The following is a 17,184-nucleotide window of genomic DNA, read 5'->3' as shown; positions in this document are numbered from 1 at the left end:
TGAAAATTTTGTCTAAACTCAGAAAAGAGGGTGTGTCAAAAGTCCAAGACACACCCTCTTTTCTGTTGCTTCATCGTTTTTCTTCATCGGATTACGCTGAGTTAACGGAACATTCTTGCTTCACGGATTACGCACGGAATTTAAACGGATTTGGCCTTACGGCCATTGGGCTAGCGCATTCGCATTCCAGCTTTAGGAGGTATCGCCACGACCGCCAGGTCGAGTTTCCGTTTAAAATCTGTGAGTAATCCGAGGAAGGCGGTTAAGGTTCCGTTTATTCCGCATAATCCGATGAATAATGACACACCCTCTTATCCTTTAAGACATATTGATAACATTTATAATTTATCTTACGGTGATATGGAAGCAACCCTGTTTTACTTCATATTTGATATAACAGCGGTTCTTCTCACGGAAATCTCTCAACACCTCACTGAAAACCCACTTCAGGGTATCATTCTGCACCTGACGGCGAGGCTGCTTCTCCGTCTGAATCTGCTTGTATCGATTGTAGCAGACATCAAAGGTTGTACCATAGAGATGGCACGAATTCTCGGTAGCATTGCCGTTTCGGGTTCTCAGTTTCGACACATCATCCTTTGTACGCAAGATACTGGTAACGATGATCTTATGCAAAGGAATGCCCTTGATCTGCAGCGAATCAAAATACGCCCTACCGATATCCTGCAACAATACCGAAGCCCTAGGCACCAGATAAGGAATACTGTTGTTCAACTTATCCACATAAAAGAAAGGATTGCTGCCCACATACACCAGTTTACCCTTGCTATGCTCAGCCTCCTCACGGTTCTGAACCGGAGCCACGCCATGCTTGCTGGCAGCTACAATCTGTACATCCTGCTGATCAGGGAAGGTATTTCCGAAATGAGGCACCGAGAAAATGCGATGCTTCACCTCCTTGCCATTCTTATCGAAAAATATCGAAAATCTGCCATCAGCGGCCGTATCAGGAGTTACCGACAATTCATCCTGAGCACCAGCCGAAGCCATCAGGTCAGAAGCATCAGAATCTCCTCTTAATGAATCGATTGCCGTACTGTCTTTTCCATCAGAATGAGCCGTCAATCTAGGCTCAGCCATACTCGGAAAAATAACACGAACCAGTGCCAGCAACAGCACGACAACCAAAAAACCTTGCAAATATCTATTCTTACTAATCTTCATAACTAAAAATTTCCTGCAAAGGTAACAAAAAGTATTGAAATATTTGCTCAATTCACAGAAAAGTAGTAATTTTGCAGCGTTATATAACATTATTTAGAACATTAAGGTTGCAAACCAATAAGAAATATAAATATTTTGATAGAGAAACATATTATACTCGAAGATATAGATCCAGTGATGTTCTATGGCGTAGGAAATGGTAACCTACAGATGATCAAGTCACTGTATCCTAAGTTGCGTATCGTTGCACGCGACAACGTGATTCGTGTGCTCGGCGACGAAGAGGAAATGGCGAAAGCAGAAGAAGACATTGAGCTGATGCGCAAGCACTTAGCTAAATACAATATGCTCAATGAAGAGGATATCCTTGATATTGTGAAAGGCAAACAGACCAAAGCAGACTCCGTGAAAGGCGTGCTGGTATATAGCATCAGCGGCCGACCTATCAAGAGCCGCAGCGAGAACCAGCAGCAGCTCATCGAGGCTTACGAGAAGAACGATATGATATTTGCTGTGGGTCCTGCCGGAACTGGTAAGACCTACCTCAGCATCGCCCTTGCCGTGAAAGCCCTCAAGGAGAAGGCAATCAAGAAGATCATCCTCTCAAGACCTGCAGTAGAAGCAGGCGAAAAGCTCGGATTCCTGCCGGGCGACATGAAAGATAAAATCGATCCTTACCTGCAACCGCTCTATGACGCGTTGGAAGATATGATTCCTGCCGTCAAGTTGCAAGATATGATGGAAAAGCACATTATCCAGATTGCGCCACTCGCCTTCATGCGTGGACGCACCCTCAGCGACGCCGTCGTCATCCTCGACGAGGCGCAGAATACAACCTCACAGCAGATCAGAATGTTCCTCACCCGTATGGGTATGAACACCAAGATGATCATCACCGGCGACCTGACACAGATAGACTTGCCTCGCGAACAGCGAAGCGGACTGAAAGAGGCGCTCAAGATCCTGGAAGGAGTAGAAGGAATCGGAGTCGTAAAACTGGGGCAGAAGGATATTGTGCGACACAAGCTCGTAACCCGCATCGTCAACGCATACGATAAGTATGACAAGGAGAGAGCGGAAGCACGGGAAGCTCAAAAAACAAATTAATTATAAATTAAATAAAATGAAAGCATTAACAAAAACAGATTTCCATTTCGATGGACAGAAGAGTGTTTACCACGGTAAAGTACGTGATGTGTATGACATTAACGATGACATCCTCGTGATGGTCGCTACCGACAGAATCTCAGCATTCGATGTTGTTCTGCCAAAGGGTATTCCATTCAAGGGTCAGGTGCTCAATCAGATTGCAGCTAAGTTCCTGGACACAACTACAGATATCTGTCCAAACTGGAAGTTGGCTACTCCAGACCCAATGGTTACAGTAGGTTTGAAGTGCGAAGGTTTCCGCGTGGAGATGATCATCCGTTCTATCCTCACCGGTAGTGCATGGCGTGACTATCAGAAGGGCTGCCGCGAGATCTGCGGTGTGAAGCTGCCTGACGGAATGCGCGAGAACGAGCGTTTCCCTGAGCCAATCATCACCCCTACTACAAAGGCTGATGAGGGTCACGATATGAACATCTCTAAGGAAGAGATTATCGCCCAGGGTATTGTTAGTGCAGAGGATTACGCTGTAATGGAAGACTATACACGCCGCATCTTCGCCCGTGGTCAGGAAATCGCTGCCAAGCAGGGATTGATTCTCGTTGATACCAAGTATGAGTTCGGCAAGCGCGACGGTAAGGTTTATCTCATCGACGAGATTCACACTCCAGACTCTAGCCGCTACTTCTACGCAGACGGCTACGAGGAGAAGTTCGAGAAGGGTGAGCCACAGCGCCAGCTTTCTAAGGAGTTCGTTCGCCAGTGGCTCATCGAGCACAACTTCATGAACGAGCCAGGTCAGACTATGCCAGAGATTACCGACGAGTATGCAGAGAGCGTATCCGACCGCTACATCGAGCTGTACGAGCACATCACAGGCGAGAAGTTCGACAAGGCTGCTGAGGAAGGCGACATCGCTGCACGCATCGAGAAGAACGTAAGCGAGTGGCTTGCTGCACACAAGTAATATATAATAAGGTATATTGCTCGACAAAAGTAAGTAATATATAAATAATGTATAAACAAGAACAGATTAAGCCCTACGAGGGTACAGGAGATAAGGGAAAGTTGGTAGAGGAGATGTTTGATAACATCGCCCCTACCTACGATACCCTGAACCACCGACTCTCGTGGGATATCGATAAGGGATGGCGCAAGAAGGCAATCAAGCGGCTTGCGCCCTTCTCTCCAAAGAAAATGCTCGACATCGCCACAGGCACCGGCGACTTCGCCATCCTTGCCGCACAGATGCTGCATCCCGACAAGCTCGTGGGAGCAGATATCTCGCAGGGAATGATGGAGATAGGAAGACAGAAGGTGAAACGACTGGGACTCGACCAGGTAATCCGCTTCGACAAGGAAGACTGCCTCAACCTATCATACGAAGACAACACCTTTGATGCGGTAACAGCCGCCTTCGGCATCCGCAACTTCCAGAACCTGGACCGGGGACTGCGCGAAATGTGCAGAGTACTGAAGAAGGGAGGACATCTCTGCATCGTGGAACTCACCACTCCGGTCAGCTTCCCGATGAAGCAGCTGTTCCACATCTATTCGCATACCGTATTGCCTATCTACGGCAAGCTGATATCGAAAGACCAGAGTGCCTACAGCTATCTCACCAAGACCATCGAGGCATTCCCACAGGGAGAAACGATGATGGAGGTATTCAAGAAGGCTGGATTCGAAAAGGCTGAGTTCAAGAGACTCACCTTCGGTATCTGCACCCTTTATTTCGCAACAAAATAAAACAAAGATATTATGGACAAGTATGGACTCATAGGTTATCCCCTAGGACATTCGTTCTCAAAAGGCTACTTCAACGAGAAGTTTGAGAACGAGGGCATCGATGCCCAATATATCAACTTCGAGATTCCATCCATCGAGGATCTCACCGAGATTCTCGACTCTAATCCGGAGTTAAAAGGCCTCAATGTAACCATCCCTTACAAGGAGAAGGTAATCAGTTATCTTGATCAGGTTAGCCCCGAGGCAAATGCCATCGGAGCTGTCAACGTGGTAAAAGTGGAGCATAAAGGCGACGAGACTATCCTCAAGGGATACAACAGTGATGTCATCGGTTTCACCCAGAGCATCGAACCTTTCATCGAGTCTTGCCACAAGAAGGCATTGATTCTCGGTACTGGCGGTGCTTCAAAAGCGATTAACTACGGCTTGAAATCGCTCGGACTGGAGACTGTCTTCGTGAGTCGATACGAACGTCCTGGTACTATCCAGTACGATAAAATCACCCCTGAGGTCATCAAGGAATACAATGTCATCGTGAATTGTACTCCTGTAGGTATGTATCCTCATGTAGATGAGTGCCCTCCACTGCCTTACGAGGCGATGGATACCCACACTCTACTCTACGACCTCATCTACAATCCCGATGAAACCCTCTTCATGAAGAAGGGAAAAGAGCACGGAGCCACAGTAAAGAATGGTTTGGAGATGCTGCTCCTCCAGGCATTCGCCAGCTGGGATTTCTGGCATGAAGAGAAATAAATACTTTATAAACGTAGATATTTACAAGAACAAATTCAGCATAGAAAACTTGAACATCTACATTTATAAGAACGATAAGGAAATAATAAGAATCATAATTGGAGATCAATTTAGATATGAGTAACAATAGATACATGATGCGCGGTGTAAGCGCAGCAAAGGAAGATGTTCACAACGCTATCAAGAACATCGACAAGGGTATCTTCCCACAGGCTTTCTGCAAGATTATACCTGATATCTTGGGCGGTGACCCAGAGTACTGCAACATTATGCATGCCGACGGTGCAGGTACCAAGTCTAGCTTGGCATATATGTACTGGAAGGAGACTGGCGACCTCTCTGTATGGAAGGGTATCGCTCAGGATGCTATCGTGATGAATACCGACGACCTGCTCTGCGTGGGCGCAGTAGATAACATCCTCGTTAGCTCTACCATCGGCCGTAACAAGATGCTCATCCCTGGCGAGGTGATCTCGGCTATCATCAACGGTACCGACGATCTGCTCCACGAGATGCGCGAGATGGGTATCGGCATCTATCCTACTGGCGGTGAGACTGCCGATGTTGGCGACCTGGTTCGTACCATCATCGTTGACTCTACCGTAACCTGCCGCATGAAGCGCAGTGACGTCATCGACAATGCCAACATCCGTCCGGGTGATGTTATCGTAGGTCTTTCTTCTACTGGTCAGGCTACTTACGAGAAGAAGTACAACGGCGGTATGGGTAGCAACGGTTTAACTTCTGCCCGCCACGATGTATTCGCCAAGTATCTCGCAGAGAACTATCCTGAAAGCTACGACCACGCCGTTCCTAACGAGTTGGTTTACAGTGGTAAGTATAAGTTGACCGACGAGGTTGAGGGTTCACCTATCAATGCCGGTGAGTTGGTACTCTCTCCTACCCGTACCTATGCCCCTGTAATCAAGAAGATTCTGGATGAGCTTCGCCCAGAGGTTCACGGTATGGTTCACTGCACAGGTGGTGCCCAGACCAAGGTTCTGCACTTCGTAGGCGAGAACTGCAAGGTAGTGAAGGACAACATGTTCCCAGTACCTCCACTCTTCAAGGCAATCCACGACTGCTCAGAGACCGACTGGAAGGAGATGTATCAGGTATTCAACATGGGTCACCGCATGGAGATCTACGTTCGTCCAGAGGTAGCCGAGAAGGTTATCGCCATCAGCAAGAGCTTCAACATCGATGCCCAGATTGTGGGTCACATCGAGGAAGGCAAGCGCAGCCTGACCATCAAGAGCGAATTCGGAACATTCGAATACTAAAAATAGAATTTAAAATTAATGGATAATAACAACATATTACAGAAGCTAGAAGGCTTAGAGAGCCGATACGAGGAAGTAAGTACCCTCATTACCGACCCTGATGTCATCGCCGACCAGCCACGCTACGTGAAGCTCACCAAGGAGTGGAAAGACCTTGGCGACATCATGGACGCACGCAAGCGATACATCAACTGTCTGAACAGCATCAAGGAGGCAAAGGATATCCTCGCCAACGAAAGCGACCCTGAAATGAAGGAGATGGCTCGCGAGGAACTCAACGAGAACGAGGCTCTGCAGCCTAAGCTCGAAGAAGAAATCAAGATTGCCCTGGTTCCTAAGGATCCAGAGGATGCCAAGAATGTACAGATGGAGATCCGTGGCGGTGCCGGTGGCGACGAGGCTGCCCTATTCGCCGGTGACCTCTTCTCTATGTATAAGAAATATTGTGAGTCTAAGGGATGGTCTGTCAGCGTGACTTCTGTCTCTGAGGGTGCTGTGGGTGGATACAAGGAAATCGACTTCGCCGTAAGCGGAACAGATGTTTACGGTACATTGAAGTATGAGTCTGGTGTTCACCGTGTTCAGCGTGTGCCAGCTACTGAGACTCAGGGCCGTATGCATACCTCGGCTGCTACCGTGGCTGTATTGCCAGAGGCAGACAAGTTCGAGGTGAACATCAACGAGGGCGATATCAAGTGGGATACCTTCCGAAGCTCAGGTGCCGGTGGTCAGAACGTGAACAAGGTAGAGTCTGGAGTTCGCCTCCGCTATCCTTGGAAGAACCCTAACACAGGCGAGGTAGAGGAAATCCTCATCGAGTGTACCGAGACCCGTGACCAGCCAAAGAACAAGGAGCGTGCCTTGAGCCGCCTCTATACATTCATCCACGACCGTGAGCATCAGAAGTATGTTGACGATATCGCCAGCCGCCGTAAGAGCCTCGTCTCTACCGGTGACCGTAGTGCGAAGATTCGTACCTACAACTTCCCACAGGGTCGTGTTACCGACCACCGTATCGGTTACACCACCCACGACCTCAATGGTTTCCTGGCTGGTAACATCCAGGATATGATTGATGCCCTGACTGTGGCTGAGAATGCAGAGAAGCTGAAAGAAACAGAATTATAAACCCTTATTCATCGTTCCGATAATCGGAGCGATGAATCATCGTAAATACCATATTATGAACAGAAAAGAACTTGTAGAGCAGATTTTCGCCAAGAAGAGCTTCTTGTGCGTAGGTCTTGATACAGATATCAATAAGTTGCCTAAGTGCATCACAGAGGGTGAAGAAATCCAGGGTGCTGAAGCCGAGATGATGTTTAAGTTCAACCAGGCTATCATCGACGCTACCGCTCCTTACTGCGTGGCTTACAAGCCAAACTTGGCTTTCTACGAGAGCCGTGGCATCGACGGTATGATTGCCTTCGAGAATACCATCAAGTATCTCAAGAGCCACTATCCAAACCACTTCATCATCGCTGATGCCAAGCGTGGCGACATCGGTAATACTTCAAAGATGTATGCCCAGACTTTCTTCGAGGAGTACAACCTCGATTCAGTAACCGTAGCTCCTTACATGGGCGAGGATTCTGTAAAGCCATTCCTCGAGTACGATGGCAAGTGGGTTATCCTCCTGGCTTTGACCAGCAACAAGGGTAGCCACGACTTCCAGCTCACAGAGGATAAGGAAGGCGAGCGCCTCTTCGAGAAGGTTCTGAAGAAGAGCCAGGAATGGGGCAACGATGAGAACATGATGTACGTAGTAGGTGCTACCCAGGGCCAGATGTTCGAGGACATCCGCAAGGTGGCTCCTAACCACTTCCTCCTTGTTCCAGGCGTAGGTGCCCAGGGTGGCAGCCTCCAGGAGGTTTGCAAGTATGGCATCATCAAGGATTGCGGTCTGCTCGTTAATTCATCTCGCGGCATCATCTACGCTAGCAATGGCGATGACTTCGCAGAGGTAGCAGGTCAGAAGGCAAAGGAATTGCAAGAGGAAATGGCAGCAGAGCTTGCCAAGCTGTAATCCCCCTTCATAAAGCATCATTTAGGCGCAAAGTATCTTGAAAAAGACGCTTTGCGCCTTAAAAATACCTATTTATAGGCGAAAAAAGCAAAATATTACGAAAGAATGACAAGTATTTAAATCTTTTTTGTTATTTTTGCAAACAGAATGTGTTTCTTAAAGAGAATCTTACCAGGAGACTCTAAGTAAAACAAACTAGAAGATTGATAAATATGGAATTTACCGCATCGCAAATAGCCCAGTTCGTTCAGGGCCGTGTGGAAGGTGATGAGAACGCAAAAGTCAACACCTTCGCCAAAATTGAAGAAGGTAAGGAAGGCGCAATCTCGTTCCTTTCAAACCCTAAATACACTCACTTCGTGTACGACACGAAGTCTAGCATCGTGCTCATCGATGAGACCGTGGAACTGGAACACCCAGTCAGCGCTACCCTCATCCGTGTGAAAAACGCCTACGAATGTGTGGCTAAGTTGCTTCAGATGTACGAGTCTATGAAACCAAAGAAGACTGGCATCGACCCATTGGCCTTTGTTTCTCCAAAGGCTAAGGTGGCAGAAAACGTCTATATTGGTGCTTTCGCCTATATCAGCGATGGCGCAGAGGTAGGCGAAGGTAGCCAGATTTATCCTCACGCCTACATCGGCGAGGGTGTGAAAGTGGGCAAGAATGCCCTCATCTACCCTAACGTAACCGTTTATCACGGCTGTAAACTCGGCGATAACGTGACTCTTCATGCAGGTTGTGTCATCGGTGCTGATGGCTTCGGCTTCGCTCCGGGTCCTGATGGATACGACAAGATTCCTCAGATTGGTATCGTTACTATCGAGGATGATGTGGAGATTGGTGCCAACACTTGCGTTGACCGTTCTACCATGGGTTCTACCTACGTTCGCAAGGGCGTGAAGCTCGACAACCTGGTTCAGATTGCCCACAACACCGACATCGGTGCCAACACCGTGATGTCTTCGCAGGTGGGTGTAGCCGGCAGTACCAAGGTAGGCGAATGGTGTATGTTTGGCGGTCAGGTGGGTCTCGCCGGTCACATCACCATCGGCGACAAGGTGTTCCTCGGAGCACAGAGCGGTGTGCCAGGCAGCCTCAAGAGCGGTCAGCAGCTCATCGGTACTCCTCCTATGGAGCAGCGTGCTTACTTCAAGTCACAGGCAATCTTCCGTCGCCTGCCTGATATGTACAAGGAACTCAACGACCTGAAGAAGCAGATTGAAGAACTGAAGAAAAACAAATAAAACTATATAATTATGTCAAAACAGAAGACACTGAAAGGTAGCTTCTCTCTTTGCGGCAAGGGATTGCACACAGGCTTGAGCCTCACCGTGACTTTCAATCCTGCACCAGAGAACACCGGTTATAAGATACAGCGCATCGACCTCGAAGGCGAGCCAATCATCCAGGCTGTGGCTGAGAACGTCGTTGAAACCCAGCGTGGCACCGTACTCGGCAAGGGCGATGTTCGCGTCTCTACCATCGAGCACGGTATGTCAGCTCTCTATGCTCTCGGCATCGACAACTGCCTGATTCAGGTTAACGGTCCAGAGTTCCCTATCCTCGACGGCTCTGCATCCATGTATGTAGAGAAGATTCAGAGCGTAGGCATCCAGGAGCAGAACGCTGAGAAGGACTATTATATCATCCGTCATAAGATTGAGGTGAAGGACGACAACGGTTCTGTCATCACCATTCTTCCAGATGAAGAGTTCAGCATCACGGCGATGTGTTCTTTCGAGAGTAAGTTCATCAACAGCCAGTTTGCTACCCTCGACAAGATGGAGACCTATGTTGACGAGATTGCTTCTGCACGTACCTTCGTTTTCGTTCGCGATATCATGCCATTGCTCCAGGCTAACCTCATCAAGGGTGGCGACTTGGACAATGCCATCGTTATCTACGAGCGCCAGGTAGAGCAGGCTCAGCTCGATCAGCTCGCCGACCATCTCAAGGTGCCTCACATGGATGCCAGCAAGTTGGGTTACATCCAGCACCGCCCTTTGCTGTGGGAGAATGAATGTACACGCCATAAGCTGCTCGACATCATCGGCGATATGGCACTCATCGGCAAACCTATCAAGGTCGCATCATCGCTACCCGTCCTGGTCATACCGTAAACAATAAGTTCGCCCGTCTCATGCGCAAGGAGATTCGCAAGCACGAAATCCAGGCTCCTATCTACGATCCAAACGAGGAGCCAATCATGGATAATATCCGCATCCGTCAGCTCCTGCCTCATCGCTACCCTATGCAGTTGGTAGATAAGGTTATCGCTATGGGTCCAACCAGCATCGTGGGCGTCAAGAACGTAACCAGCAACGAGCCATTCTTCACCGGTCACTTCCCAGAGGAACCGGTAATGCCAGGCGTTCTCCAGGTAGAGGCGATGGCACAGTGTGGCGGTCTGCTCGTATTGAACCAGCTGGAAGAGCCTGAGCGCTGGAGCACTTACTTCATGAAGCTTGACGATGTGAAGTTCCGCAAGAAGGTGGTTCCAGGCGATACCCTCCTCTTCCGTGTGGAGTTGCTCGCACCGGTGCGCCATGGCATCAGTTCTATGAAGGGCTACATGTTCGTAGGCGACCAGGTGGTGGCAGAGGCTACTTTCACTGCACAGATTGTTAAGAACAAGTAATAATAAGATAGAAATATGAATCAGATTAGTCCATTAGCGTTTGTTCATCCAGAGGCAAAACTCGGTGACAACAACATTATCGGTCCTTTCTGCTATATCGACAAGGACACCGTTTTGGGCGATAACAACGTATTGCAGAACAGCGTTACCATCCACGTGGGCGCTAGTATCGGCAATAATAATGAATTCTTCCCAGGCGCCAGCATCTCTACCAAGCCTCAGGACCTGAAGTTCAAGGGCGAGCAGACAACCTGCGAGGTGGGCGACAACAACAGCATCCGTGAGAACGTTACTATCTCTCGTGGTACAGCCTCTAAGGGCAAAACCGTAGTAGGCAGCAACAACCTCCTGATGGAGACTGTTCACGTGGCTCACGACTGTGAGCTGGGCAACGGCCTGATTATCGGCAACTCAACCAAGTTTGCCGGCGAGGTGGTTGTAGATGACAACGCCATCGTCAGCGCCAACGTTCTCGTTCATCAGTTCTGCCACATCGCAGGCTACGTGATGATTCAGGGCGGTTGCCGTTTCTCTCAGGATATTCCTCCTTATATCATTGCCGGCAAGGAGCCAACCCGCTATTGCAGCATCAACCTCATCGGTTTGCGTCGCCGTGGTTTCAGCAACGAAACCATCCAGAACATCCACGAGGCTTATCGCCTGCTCTACAGCAAGGGCATCCTGAAGGAAGGTATCGAGGAAATCAAGAAGAACCTTGAGGTGACTAAGGAAATCCAGTACATCATCGACTTCGTAGAGAGTTCTCAGCGAGGCATCATCCGATAATGAAAACTTTAATTGTAGTGCTCGGTCCTACCGGTGTAGGTAAGACCGAGCTCTGTCTTTCTCTGGCAGAGCATCTCTCTATACCTATTATCAATGCCGACTCCCGCCAGATCTTCGCAGAACTCCCTATCGGTACAGCAGCGCCTACTGCCGAACAGCAACAGCGGGTGAAGCATTATTTCGTAGGAAACCACCACATCGAAGATTATTACAGCGCTGCCCAATACGAGGCCGACGTGATGAATCTCTTGGAAGAAGATGTCTTCAAGAACCACGATGTGGCGCTTCTTACAGGCGGCAGCATGATGTATATCGATGCCGTATGCAAGGGTATCGACGATATTCCTACCGTGCGGGATGACATCCGTACCTGGATGAAACAGCGCCTGGAAGACGAAGGCTTGGAGGCGCTGGTAGAAGAACTCCACAAGATGGACCCGGAGCATTGGGCGATAGTAGATAAGAAGAATCCCCGCCGCGTGGTGCATGCCTTGGAAATCTGTCACCAGACTGGCAAGACCTACACGTCTTTCCGAGTAGCCGAAAAGAAGCAGCGACCTTTCCGCATCATCAAGATAGGCTTGAACCGCGACCGTTCCGAACTCTACAATCGCATCAACCAGCGTGTACTGATGATGATGGAGGAAGGTCTGGAGACAGAAGCCCGCAGCGTATATCCACACAAAGGTCTCACCGCCTTGAGAACCGTGGGCTACAAGGAAATGTTTGCCTATTTCGATGGCGAGATAGACAAGGATGAAGCCATCCGCCAGATACAGTCGCATAGCCGTGAATACATGCGCAAGCAGCTCACCTGGTTTAAGCGAGATGCCGAAATCCACTGGTATCATCCCGACCAGCAGGATGAAATCATCCGATTTATTGATGAAACAATAGGGAAATAAATGTATATACCCATACGCCCTGAAAGGGCAAAAGCTTTAAAAACAATATGCTTTTGTTCCTTCAGGGCGATTTTGATTTTTTATTCCTACATCTCCACCTGATTCACAATCTCACCATCAAACATATTGATGATTCTATCAGCATAATTGGCATCATGCAGCGAGTGAGTTACCATTACGATGGTGGTACCTTCCTTGTGCAACTCAGAAAGTAGTTCCATCACCTCCTTGCCATTCTTGGAATCCAGGTTTCCCGTAGGCTCATCGGCAAGAATCAGCTTAGGATGCGGCAGGATGGCACGGGCGATTGCGGTGCGCTGCTGCTGACCGCCCGAAAGCTGCGATGGGAAATGCTTGGCACGATGGGATATCGCCACTCGCTCCATCACATCCTCTGCACGCTTACGGCGCTCCTTGCCCGATACTCCCATATACAGAAGCGGCAACTCGATATTCTCCACCACATTCAACTCATCAATCAGGTTGAAACTCTGGAACACAAAACCTATCATTCCTCTTCTTATCAAGGTGCGCTCACTCTCCTTCAGCGTGCTCACATCCTTACCGTCGAGCAGATAGCTGCCGCTTGTAGGATTATTCAGCAAACCTATTATATTAAGTAATGTGGATTTGCCACATCCCGAAGGTCCCATGATGGCAACAAACTCGCCTTCCTTCACCTCCAAACTGATATTACGCAAAGCCCAGGTCTCCACTTCCTCTGTCTGAAATACTTTCTTGATATTATTTAATTGAATCATAATCTTTATCGTTTCTTTAAATTCGTATTATACTTTTATACTTTCAAATTACACATTTTATTCCTTAGCCAGAATCTCCGAAGGATCCACCTTCATGATTTTACGTACCTGACAGGCGATGATAGCAGCAATGAAGCCTATCACTATCACTATACTCAGGATGATAGGGAAGGCAGGATTGATTTCTACCATTTCGAAGGTCTGACTCAGAACGATATGGAACAGCAACATGGCTACCACCGCAAATACCATGGCGATGAGCGAAATCACCAGATAGGTTCTTCCGAAGAGTTTGGTAATATCCTTTGTCAGGGCCCCATTCACCTTGCGGATAGCCACTTCCTTCTTGCGGGTCTGCGTATCCAGCATCACCGTACTGAAGATGCTTATCAGGCAGATAGCCAGACTCACGATAGCCAGGATCCACGCAATATTTTGCAGTATTTCCAACACTAACATTTCTATCACCATATAGTCACGCAGATTGGATGCCATCGGTTTTACCACAGCAGGCTCCAATTTCTGTATCATTCTATCTACGGCAACCTGCATCTCCTTATATTCACCCGGCTTTGCCACAAGAATATAATGCGTGGCACCATAAGCCTCTTTGGGGTCAATGACTATGAATGAGTATATATCACTTTTAAAACTCCCCTGATAAGGTATCGACTGGAACGTTCTGGCTATCTGATACGAATCCATCTCATCTACGGTCAATATATCATTAGGAGCAACATGATATTGGCGCATATACTTATACAACTCCTCATTTACCAGGATACATTTCTTCCGGTTTGCCTTCGGCTTCCAATTCACCTTGATCTTGAAGAAATCGAGATAGGAGGTATCTGATGCTGTCTGAATTTTATAATGCGACACATAACTATAGCTAACATAAGTATCACCTTGCCAAACCGCCTTACAGAACTCCTCGTTCTCTGCCAGCTCGTTAACTTTCCAAAATCCCCAGCTATAAGGAATCCATCGTTCTACCTGCGGTAAATGGATGAGCTTGTCTCTAAGGCGCTGACCATTTTCTGCCGCATTTGTCTGCAGAAACAGACTCTGCTTGTATGCACGCTCATCATCAGGTATATGATTGAAATCAGCCATCTTGCCCACCCAGCACAGGAGGCAGAAAGTAACACCCAGGAAGAACATACTGATCATCACCTGCACCCCCAGCATCGTATTGCGGAACCAATGGTTATGGCTTCTTCTCATTCCTGATTCGAGTGCTTGCGTACGCTTACAAATGCGACTCAGCACAATCCAGATGATGGCGAGACATAGCATCATAACCACCAGCCCAATCACCAGACTATAGAGATACAGATGACTGATGGTTCCTAAGTCAGAGGTGATTTCTGCAAACTGAGGCCTTGCCAGATAATCACAAATCCAGGACCCCATCAATACTGCCACCAAATAAGCCACCAGCACAATCACCACCACCTCGGTAGCAAACATGGAGAAGAGTTGGAGGCGTGTGGCACCATTGGTAATACGGAGCGAGATTTCACGTCTGCGCATCCAGAACAGTTGCGTCTGCATTCTCAGGAAACCGATGATGGCAGCCAGCAGAATCAACGAACCAATCAGATAAGTGATGGAACGGGCAATAGCAACGGTTGAATACTCTTCGTTCAATCGATCTTTCAGCTTTTCTGTTCTTACCTTCAACCCCAATGGTTTCAATCTGCTGTTTACCTCTGCTTTCAACTGTTGTGGCGTGCATCCCTCTTTCAACACCACATAGAAAGCCACAGCATAAAATTGATTTAAATCCATATCTTCCAACTCCCATGGCGAGTAAAAGAGAGTAGAACTCCTCATGTCTAGCTCAGTCAATGATAAGTCTTGATAGACATCCACCAATCTCAACTGATAATTTCCATAGTCTTTACTCAAACGAATACTTGCACCCACAGGATTCTTGTCACCAAAGATTTGCTTTGCCTGCTTTTCGTTGATAATGGCATCATGAGGCCCCAGCACCTTAATCTTTTCGCCCGTAATGGCAGAACGGATACCTACAAAGTTGGGATAATGACGATCAAGGGGAACTGCATCCAACGGCATCTTTCTCCTTGTCTTACCGCTTAGGGTAAACTCAGCCCAGCCGCCTGTTAGCATACCATTAGGTGCATAAGGTCCCTGCTCTATGCAACGAGGTCCTCCATTCGCCTTCACCGCCCTTACGATATCACCATTGATATGAATTGATTTTTCCGATTGACGTTTTTGGATGGAATCGAATCGAAGGCTATAAACCCTGTCATAATAAGGTTCATGGTTAATGGAAGCCATGCGGAAATTCTGCAGAAACGAATGCACCGTGGCAAGCGTCACCATACCGATGGCAAGCGACAGGATGCTGCCCAGAGTCTGCACCTTGTACTTGAGAATGTTGCGCAGGGCAACCTTCAGGTTGTGTAATAACATGTTCATATTTTTTAGTCTTTATATAATTTATTTACGTGAAATATTGAATTTTATTATCTATGATGGATGATGATTTTTGATAATCCAAGATAAAAGTCTATCTCAAATCTATCTCTTTTTCACTGGCGATTTGGGTATATCCGTTTACGATAACCTTGTCGCCCGGCTTCAAGCCGGAAGTAATTTCGAATTGCTGCGGATTCTGTCTGCCAACATTGATATTCACCCGCTGCGCCTTCTTGCCATCGTCAGATACCCGGAATATCCAATATCCGTTGGTCGTTTGGAAGAAATCACCATTCGGAATCACCAAGGCTTGTTCCGGCTTGCCCAATTCCAACAGCACCCGATAACTCTTGCCCAAACGGATATTGGCGGGAGTCTTGCCGCTGAAAGTTAATTCGCAGACAAACTGATGGTCTTTCACTTCAGGAATCACCCGCGATACACACAGTGGAAACTGATGACCGTCATACTCAATATGGGCAGGAAGTCCGGCGATAACGCGGTCGATGTAATACTCAGCCAGCGAAATCTGCAATTTAAACTGGCTCATCACCTTGATTTGTCCGATGCTCGCCCCGGACGAAACCTGCTGACCTTGGGTTACCCCCACATAACTCAGTTGTCCGCTTACGGGAGCCCGAACCACCAACTGCTGGGTGCGACCCTTCATTCTCGACAATTTCTTGTTAGCTTCCATCCTATTGGCAGCAATCATCTCGCGCTTCAATCGGGTAGATACGGAATCATGCTTCAGGTTTTGCATCTGCAAGAGCACCTTCTTCCGCTGATATTCGTAATCTTCCTCAGCCACCTCCAGTTCCGCCTTGCTCTTGATGCCCATGCGATATTCCTCCCGGCTCTGCTTGAGTGATTTCTTCAAGCTCGCCATCTGATGCTGGGCATCCAAGGCTTGCTGGCGCAGGTTGATGGTCTTCTGCGTCATCTCAATCTCCTGTTCCTGACAGTTGCGAAGCTTACTGCTCCATGCATCCTGCTCATCATCGATAGAATGATAGAGTTCCGGATTCTGAAGCACCAGGATGGTATCGCCCTGCTGCAGCATGGCACCTTCTTCTGCCACCACCCGCTCCACGAATCCATTCTCCATCGCATTCACCTGGATGGTCTTGTAGGGATGTACCAGTCCTTCTACATCTACATACTCCCAGAAAGGAGCCTTCTTTACTTCGGCTATCACCACGCTATCCATATCCACCCTTCGGGTGCCCGAAGTAACGATCAGGAAAAGGGCATAGACCAGGATGGCAATGCCTGCTGCACCCGACAGGATAGGATAGCGGTAGCGGATATACCACGGTTTCGGTTGTTTCTTTATATCCATATTATTCTGCTGTTATTCATTATTACCTCAGTTCGGGATAAGAAATAGTGCCTAAAAAAGTTGGTAATCTCCGATATTTTTTGTATCTTTGTAGGTGAAATCCAATTAGTTACAAACATAAAAAGATATCATTATGGAGATTACCAAGGACAAAGTTACAGAATTATTTTGTATTATTGATGAATT

The 17,184-nt window shown here is 47.9% G+C and carries 14 protein-coding genes and 1 pseudogene; 11 read left to right on the top strand and 4 right to left on the bottom strand.

Going from position 1 to position 17,184, the window contains the following annotated elements:
• Window positions 1-345: 345 nt before the first annotated feature.
• On the bottom strand, window positions 346-1,185 hold the full coding sequence (locus DW830_RS06350; RefSeq protein WP_199656072.1) for a DUF5715 family protein: 840 nt from the start codon (window positions 1,183-1,185) through the stop codon (window positions 346-348).
• A 135-nt stretch (window positions 1,186-1,320) separates the two neighbouring features.
• Here DW830_RS06350 and DW830_RS06345 point away from each other — a divergent pair, with 135 nt between their 5' ends.
• The 11 genes and pseudogenes from DW830_RS06345 to miaA all read left to right on the top strand — a co-directional run bounded on the left by DW830_RS06345 (window position 1,321) and on the right by miaA (window position 12,441).
• On the top strand, window positions 1,321-2,292 hold the full coding sequence (locus DW830_RS06345; protein ID WP_089543527.1) for a PhoH family protein: 972 nt from the start codon (window positions 1,321-1,323) through the stop codon (window positions 2,290-2,292).
• A 16-nt stretch (window positions 2,293-2,308) separates the two neighbouring features.
• Window positions 2,309-3,259 carry a phosphoribosylaminoimidazolesuccinocarboxamide synthase gene (locus DW830_RS06340; protein WP_119249312.1) on the top strand — a complete coding sequence of 317 codons (951 nt, stop codon included), beginning with the start codon at window positions 2,309-2,311 and terminating at the stop codon, window positions 3,257-3,259.
• A gap of 47 nt (window positions 3,260-3,306) precedes the next feature.
• Window positions 3,307-4,041: a bifunctional demethylmenaquinone methyltransferase/2-methoxy-6-polyprenyl-1,4-benzoquinol methylase UbiE gene (gene ubiE / locus DW830_RS06335; RefSeq protein WP_119249311.1), complete on the top strand. Its 735-nt coding sequence runs from the start codon at window positions 3,307-3,309 to the stop codon at window positions 4,039-4,041.
• A 12-nt stretch (window positions 4,042-4,053) separates the two neighbouring features.
• On the top strand, window positions 4,054-4,800 hold the full coding sequence (locus DW830_RS06330; protein WP_119249310.1) for a shikimate dehydrogenase family protein: 747 nt from the start codon (window positions 4,054-4,056) through the stop codon (window positions 4,798-4,800).
• A 134-nt stretch (window positions 4,801-4,934) separates the two neighbouring features.
• Window positions 4,935-6,083 carry an AIR synthase-related protein gene (locus DW830_RS06325; protein ID WP_119249337.1) on the top strand — a complete coding sequence of 383 codons (1,149 nt, stop codon included), beginning with the start codon at window positions 4,935-4,937 and terminating at the stop codon, window positions 6,081-6,083.
• A gap of 18 nt (window positions 6,084-6,101) precedes the next feature.
• The gene (prfA, locus tag DW830_RS06320; protein ID WP_119249309.1) at window positions 6,102-7,211 is read left to right on the top strand and encodes a peptide chain release factor 1; all 1,110 of its coding nucleotides are present in this window, start codon (window positions 6,102-6,104) and stop codon (window positions 7,209-7,211) included.
• Between the two features lie 55 nt (window positions 7,212-7,266).
• On the top strand, window positions 7,267-8,109 hold the full coding sequence (gene pyrF, locus DW830_RS06315; protein ID WP_119249308.1) for an orotidine-5'-phosphate decarboxylase: 843 nt from the start codon (window positions 7,267-7,269) through the stop codon (window positions 8,107-8,109).
• A 212-nt stretch (window positions 8,110-8,321) separates the two neighbouring features.
• Window positions 8,322-9,356, top strand: a complete 1,035-nt coding sequence (lpxD, locus tag DW830_RS06310) for a UDP-3-O-(3-hydroxymyristoyl)glucosamine N-acyltransferase (protein WP_119249307.1) — start codon at window positions 8,322-8,324, stop codon at window positions 9,354-9,356.
• Between the two features lie 12 nt (window positions 9,357-9,368).
• Window positions 9,369-10,750: pseudogene (locus DW830_RS06305) on the top strand (bifunctional UDP-3-O-[3-hydroxymyristoyl] N-acetylglucosamine deacetylase/3-hydroxyacyl-ACP dehydratase).
• Between the two features lie 15 nt (window positions 10,751-10,765).
• Window positions 10,766-11,536: an acyl-ACP--UDP-N-acetylglucosamine O-acyltransferase gene (lpxA, locus tag DW830_RS06300; protein ID WP_119249306.1), complete on the top strand. Its 771-nt coding sequence runs from the start codon at window positions 10,766-10,768 to the stop codon at window positions 11,534-11,536.
• Window positions 11,536-12,441: a tRNA (adenosine(37)-N6)-dimethylallyltransferase MiaA gene (miaA, locus tag DW830_RS06295; protein WP_119249305.1), complete on the top strand. Its 906-nt coding sequence runs from the start codon at window positions 11,536-11,538 to the stop codon at window positions 12,439-12,441. Before lpxA ends, miaA begins: the two co-directional genes overlap by 1 nt.
• 86 nt (window positions 12,442-12,527) lie before the next feature.
• Here the strand turns inward: miaA and DW830_RS06290 are convergent, their stop codons facing one another.
• The 3 genes from DW830_RS06290 to DW830_RS06280 form a co-directional block, all read right to left on the bottom strand.
• Window positions 12,528-13,202 (bottom strand): ABC transporter ATP-binding protein, encoded by a 675-nt coding sequence (locus tag DW830_RS06290; RefSeq protein ID WP_119249304.1) that lies wholly within the window; start codon window positions 13,200-13,202, stop codon window positions 12,528-12,530.
• Window positions 13,203-13,259: 57 nt separating this feature from the next.
• Window positions 13,260-15,656: an ABC transporter permease gene (locus tag DW830_RS06285; protein WP_119249303.1), complete on the bottom strand. Its 2,397-nt coding sequence runs from the start codon at window positions 15,654-15,656 to the stop codon at window positions 13,260-13,262.
• 91 nt (window positions 15,657-15,747) lie between these two features.
• Window positions 15,748-16,998 (bottom strand): efflux RND transporter periplasmic adaptor subunit, encoded by a 1,251-nt coding sequence (locus DW830_RS06280; protein WP_119249302.1) that lies wholly within the window; start codon window positions 16,996-16,998, stop codon window positions 15,748-15,750.
• Window positions 16,999-17,184: the final 186 nt, after the last annotated feature.

This window comes from Prevotella sp. AM34-19LB, assembly GCF_003468525.1.
GTDB lineage: Bacteria > Bacteroidota > Bacteroidia > Bacteroidales > Bacteroidaceae > Prevotella.
Note: the sequence above shows the minus strand (reverse complement) of the source record. Positions and strands in the feature narration are given on the sequence as shown.

Bases quoted from the DNA above. Each gene is read 5' to 3' on its own strand.
- lpxA (WP_119249306.1), top strand. From the start codon at position 10,766: ATGAATCAGATTAGTCCATTAGCGTTTGTTCATCCAGAGGCAAAACTC.
- DW830_RS06285 (WP_119249303.1), bottom strand. From the start codon at position 15,656: ATGAACATGTTATTACACAACCTGAAGGTTGCCCTGCGCAACATTCTC.
- pyrF (WP_119249308.1), top strand. From the start codon at position 7,267: ATGAACAGAAAAGAACTTGTAGAGCAGATTTTCGCCAAGAAGAGCTTC.
- miaA (WP_119249305.1), top strand. From the start codon at position 11,536: ATGAAAACTTTAATTGTAGTGCTCGGTCCTACCGGTGTAGGTAAGACC.
- prfA (WP_119249309.1), top strand. From the start codon at position 6,102: ATGGATAATAACAACATATTACAGAAGCTAGAAGGCTTAGAGAGCCGA.
- DW830_RS06340 (WP_119249312.1), top strand. From the start codon at position 2,309: ATGAAAGCATTAACAAAAACAGATTTCCATTTCGATGGACAGAAGAGT.
- DW830_RS06350 (WP_199656072.1), bottom strand. From the start codon at position 1,185: ATGAAGATTAGTAAGAATAGATATTTGCAAGGTTTTTTGGTTGTCGTG.
- lpxD (WP_119249307.1), top strand. From the start codon at position 8,322: ATGGAATTTACCGCATCGCAAATAGCCCAGTTCGTTCAGGGCCGTGTG.
- ubiE (WP_119249311.1), top strand. From the start codon at position 3,307: ATGTATAAACAAGAACAGATTAAGCCCTACGAGGGTACAGGAGATAAG.
- DW830_RS06325 (WP_119249337.1), top strand. From the start codon at position 4,935: ATGATGCGCGGTGTAAGCGCAGCAAAGGAAGATGTTCACAACGCTATC.
- DW830_RS06290 (WP_119249304.1), bottom strand. From the start codon at position 13,202: ATGATTCAATTAAATAATATCAAGAAAGTATTTCAGACAGAGGAAGTG.
- DW830_RS06280 (WP_119249302.1), bottom strand. From the start codon at position 16,998: ATGGATATAAAGAAACAACCGAAACCGTGGTATATCCGCTACCGCTAT.
- DW830_RS06330 (WP_119249310.1), top strand. From the start codon at position 4,054: ATGGACAAGTATGGACTCATAGGTTATCCCCTAGGACATTCGTTCTCA.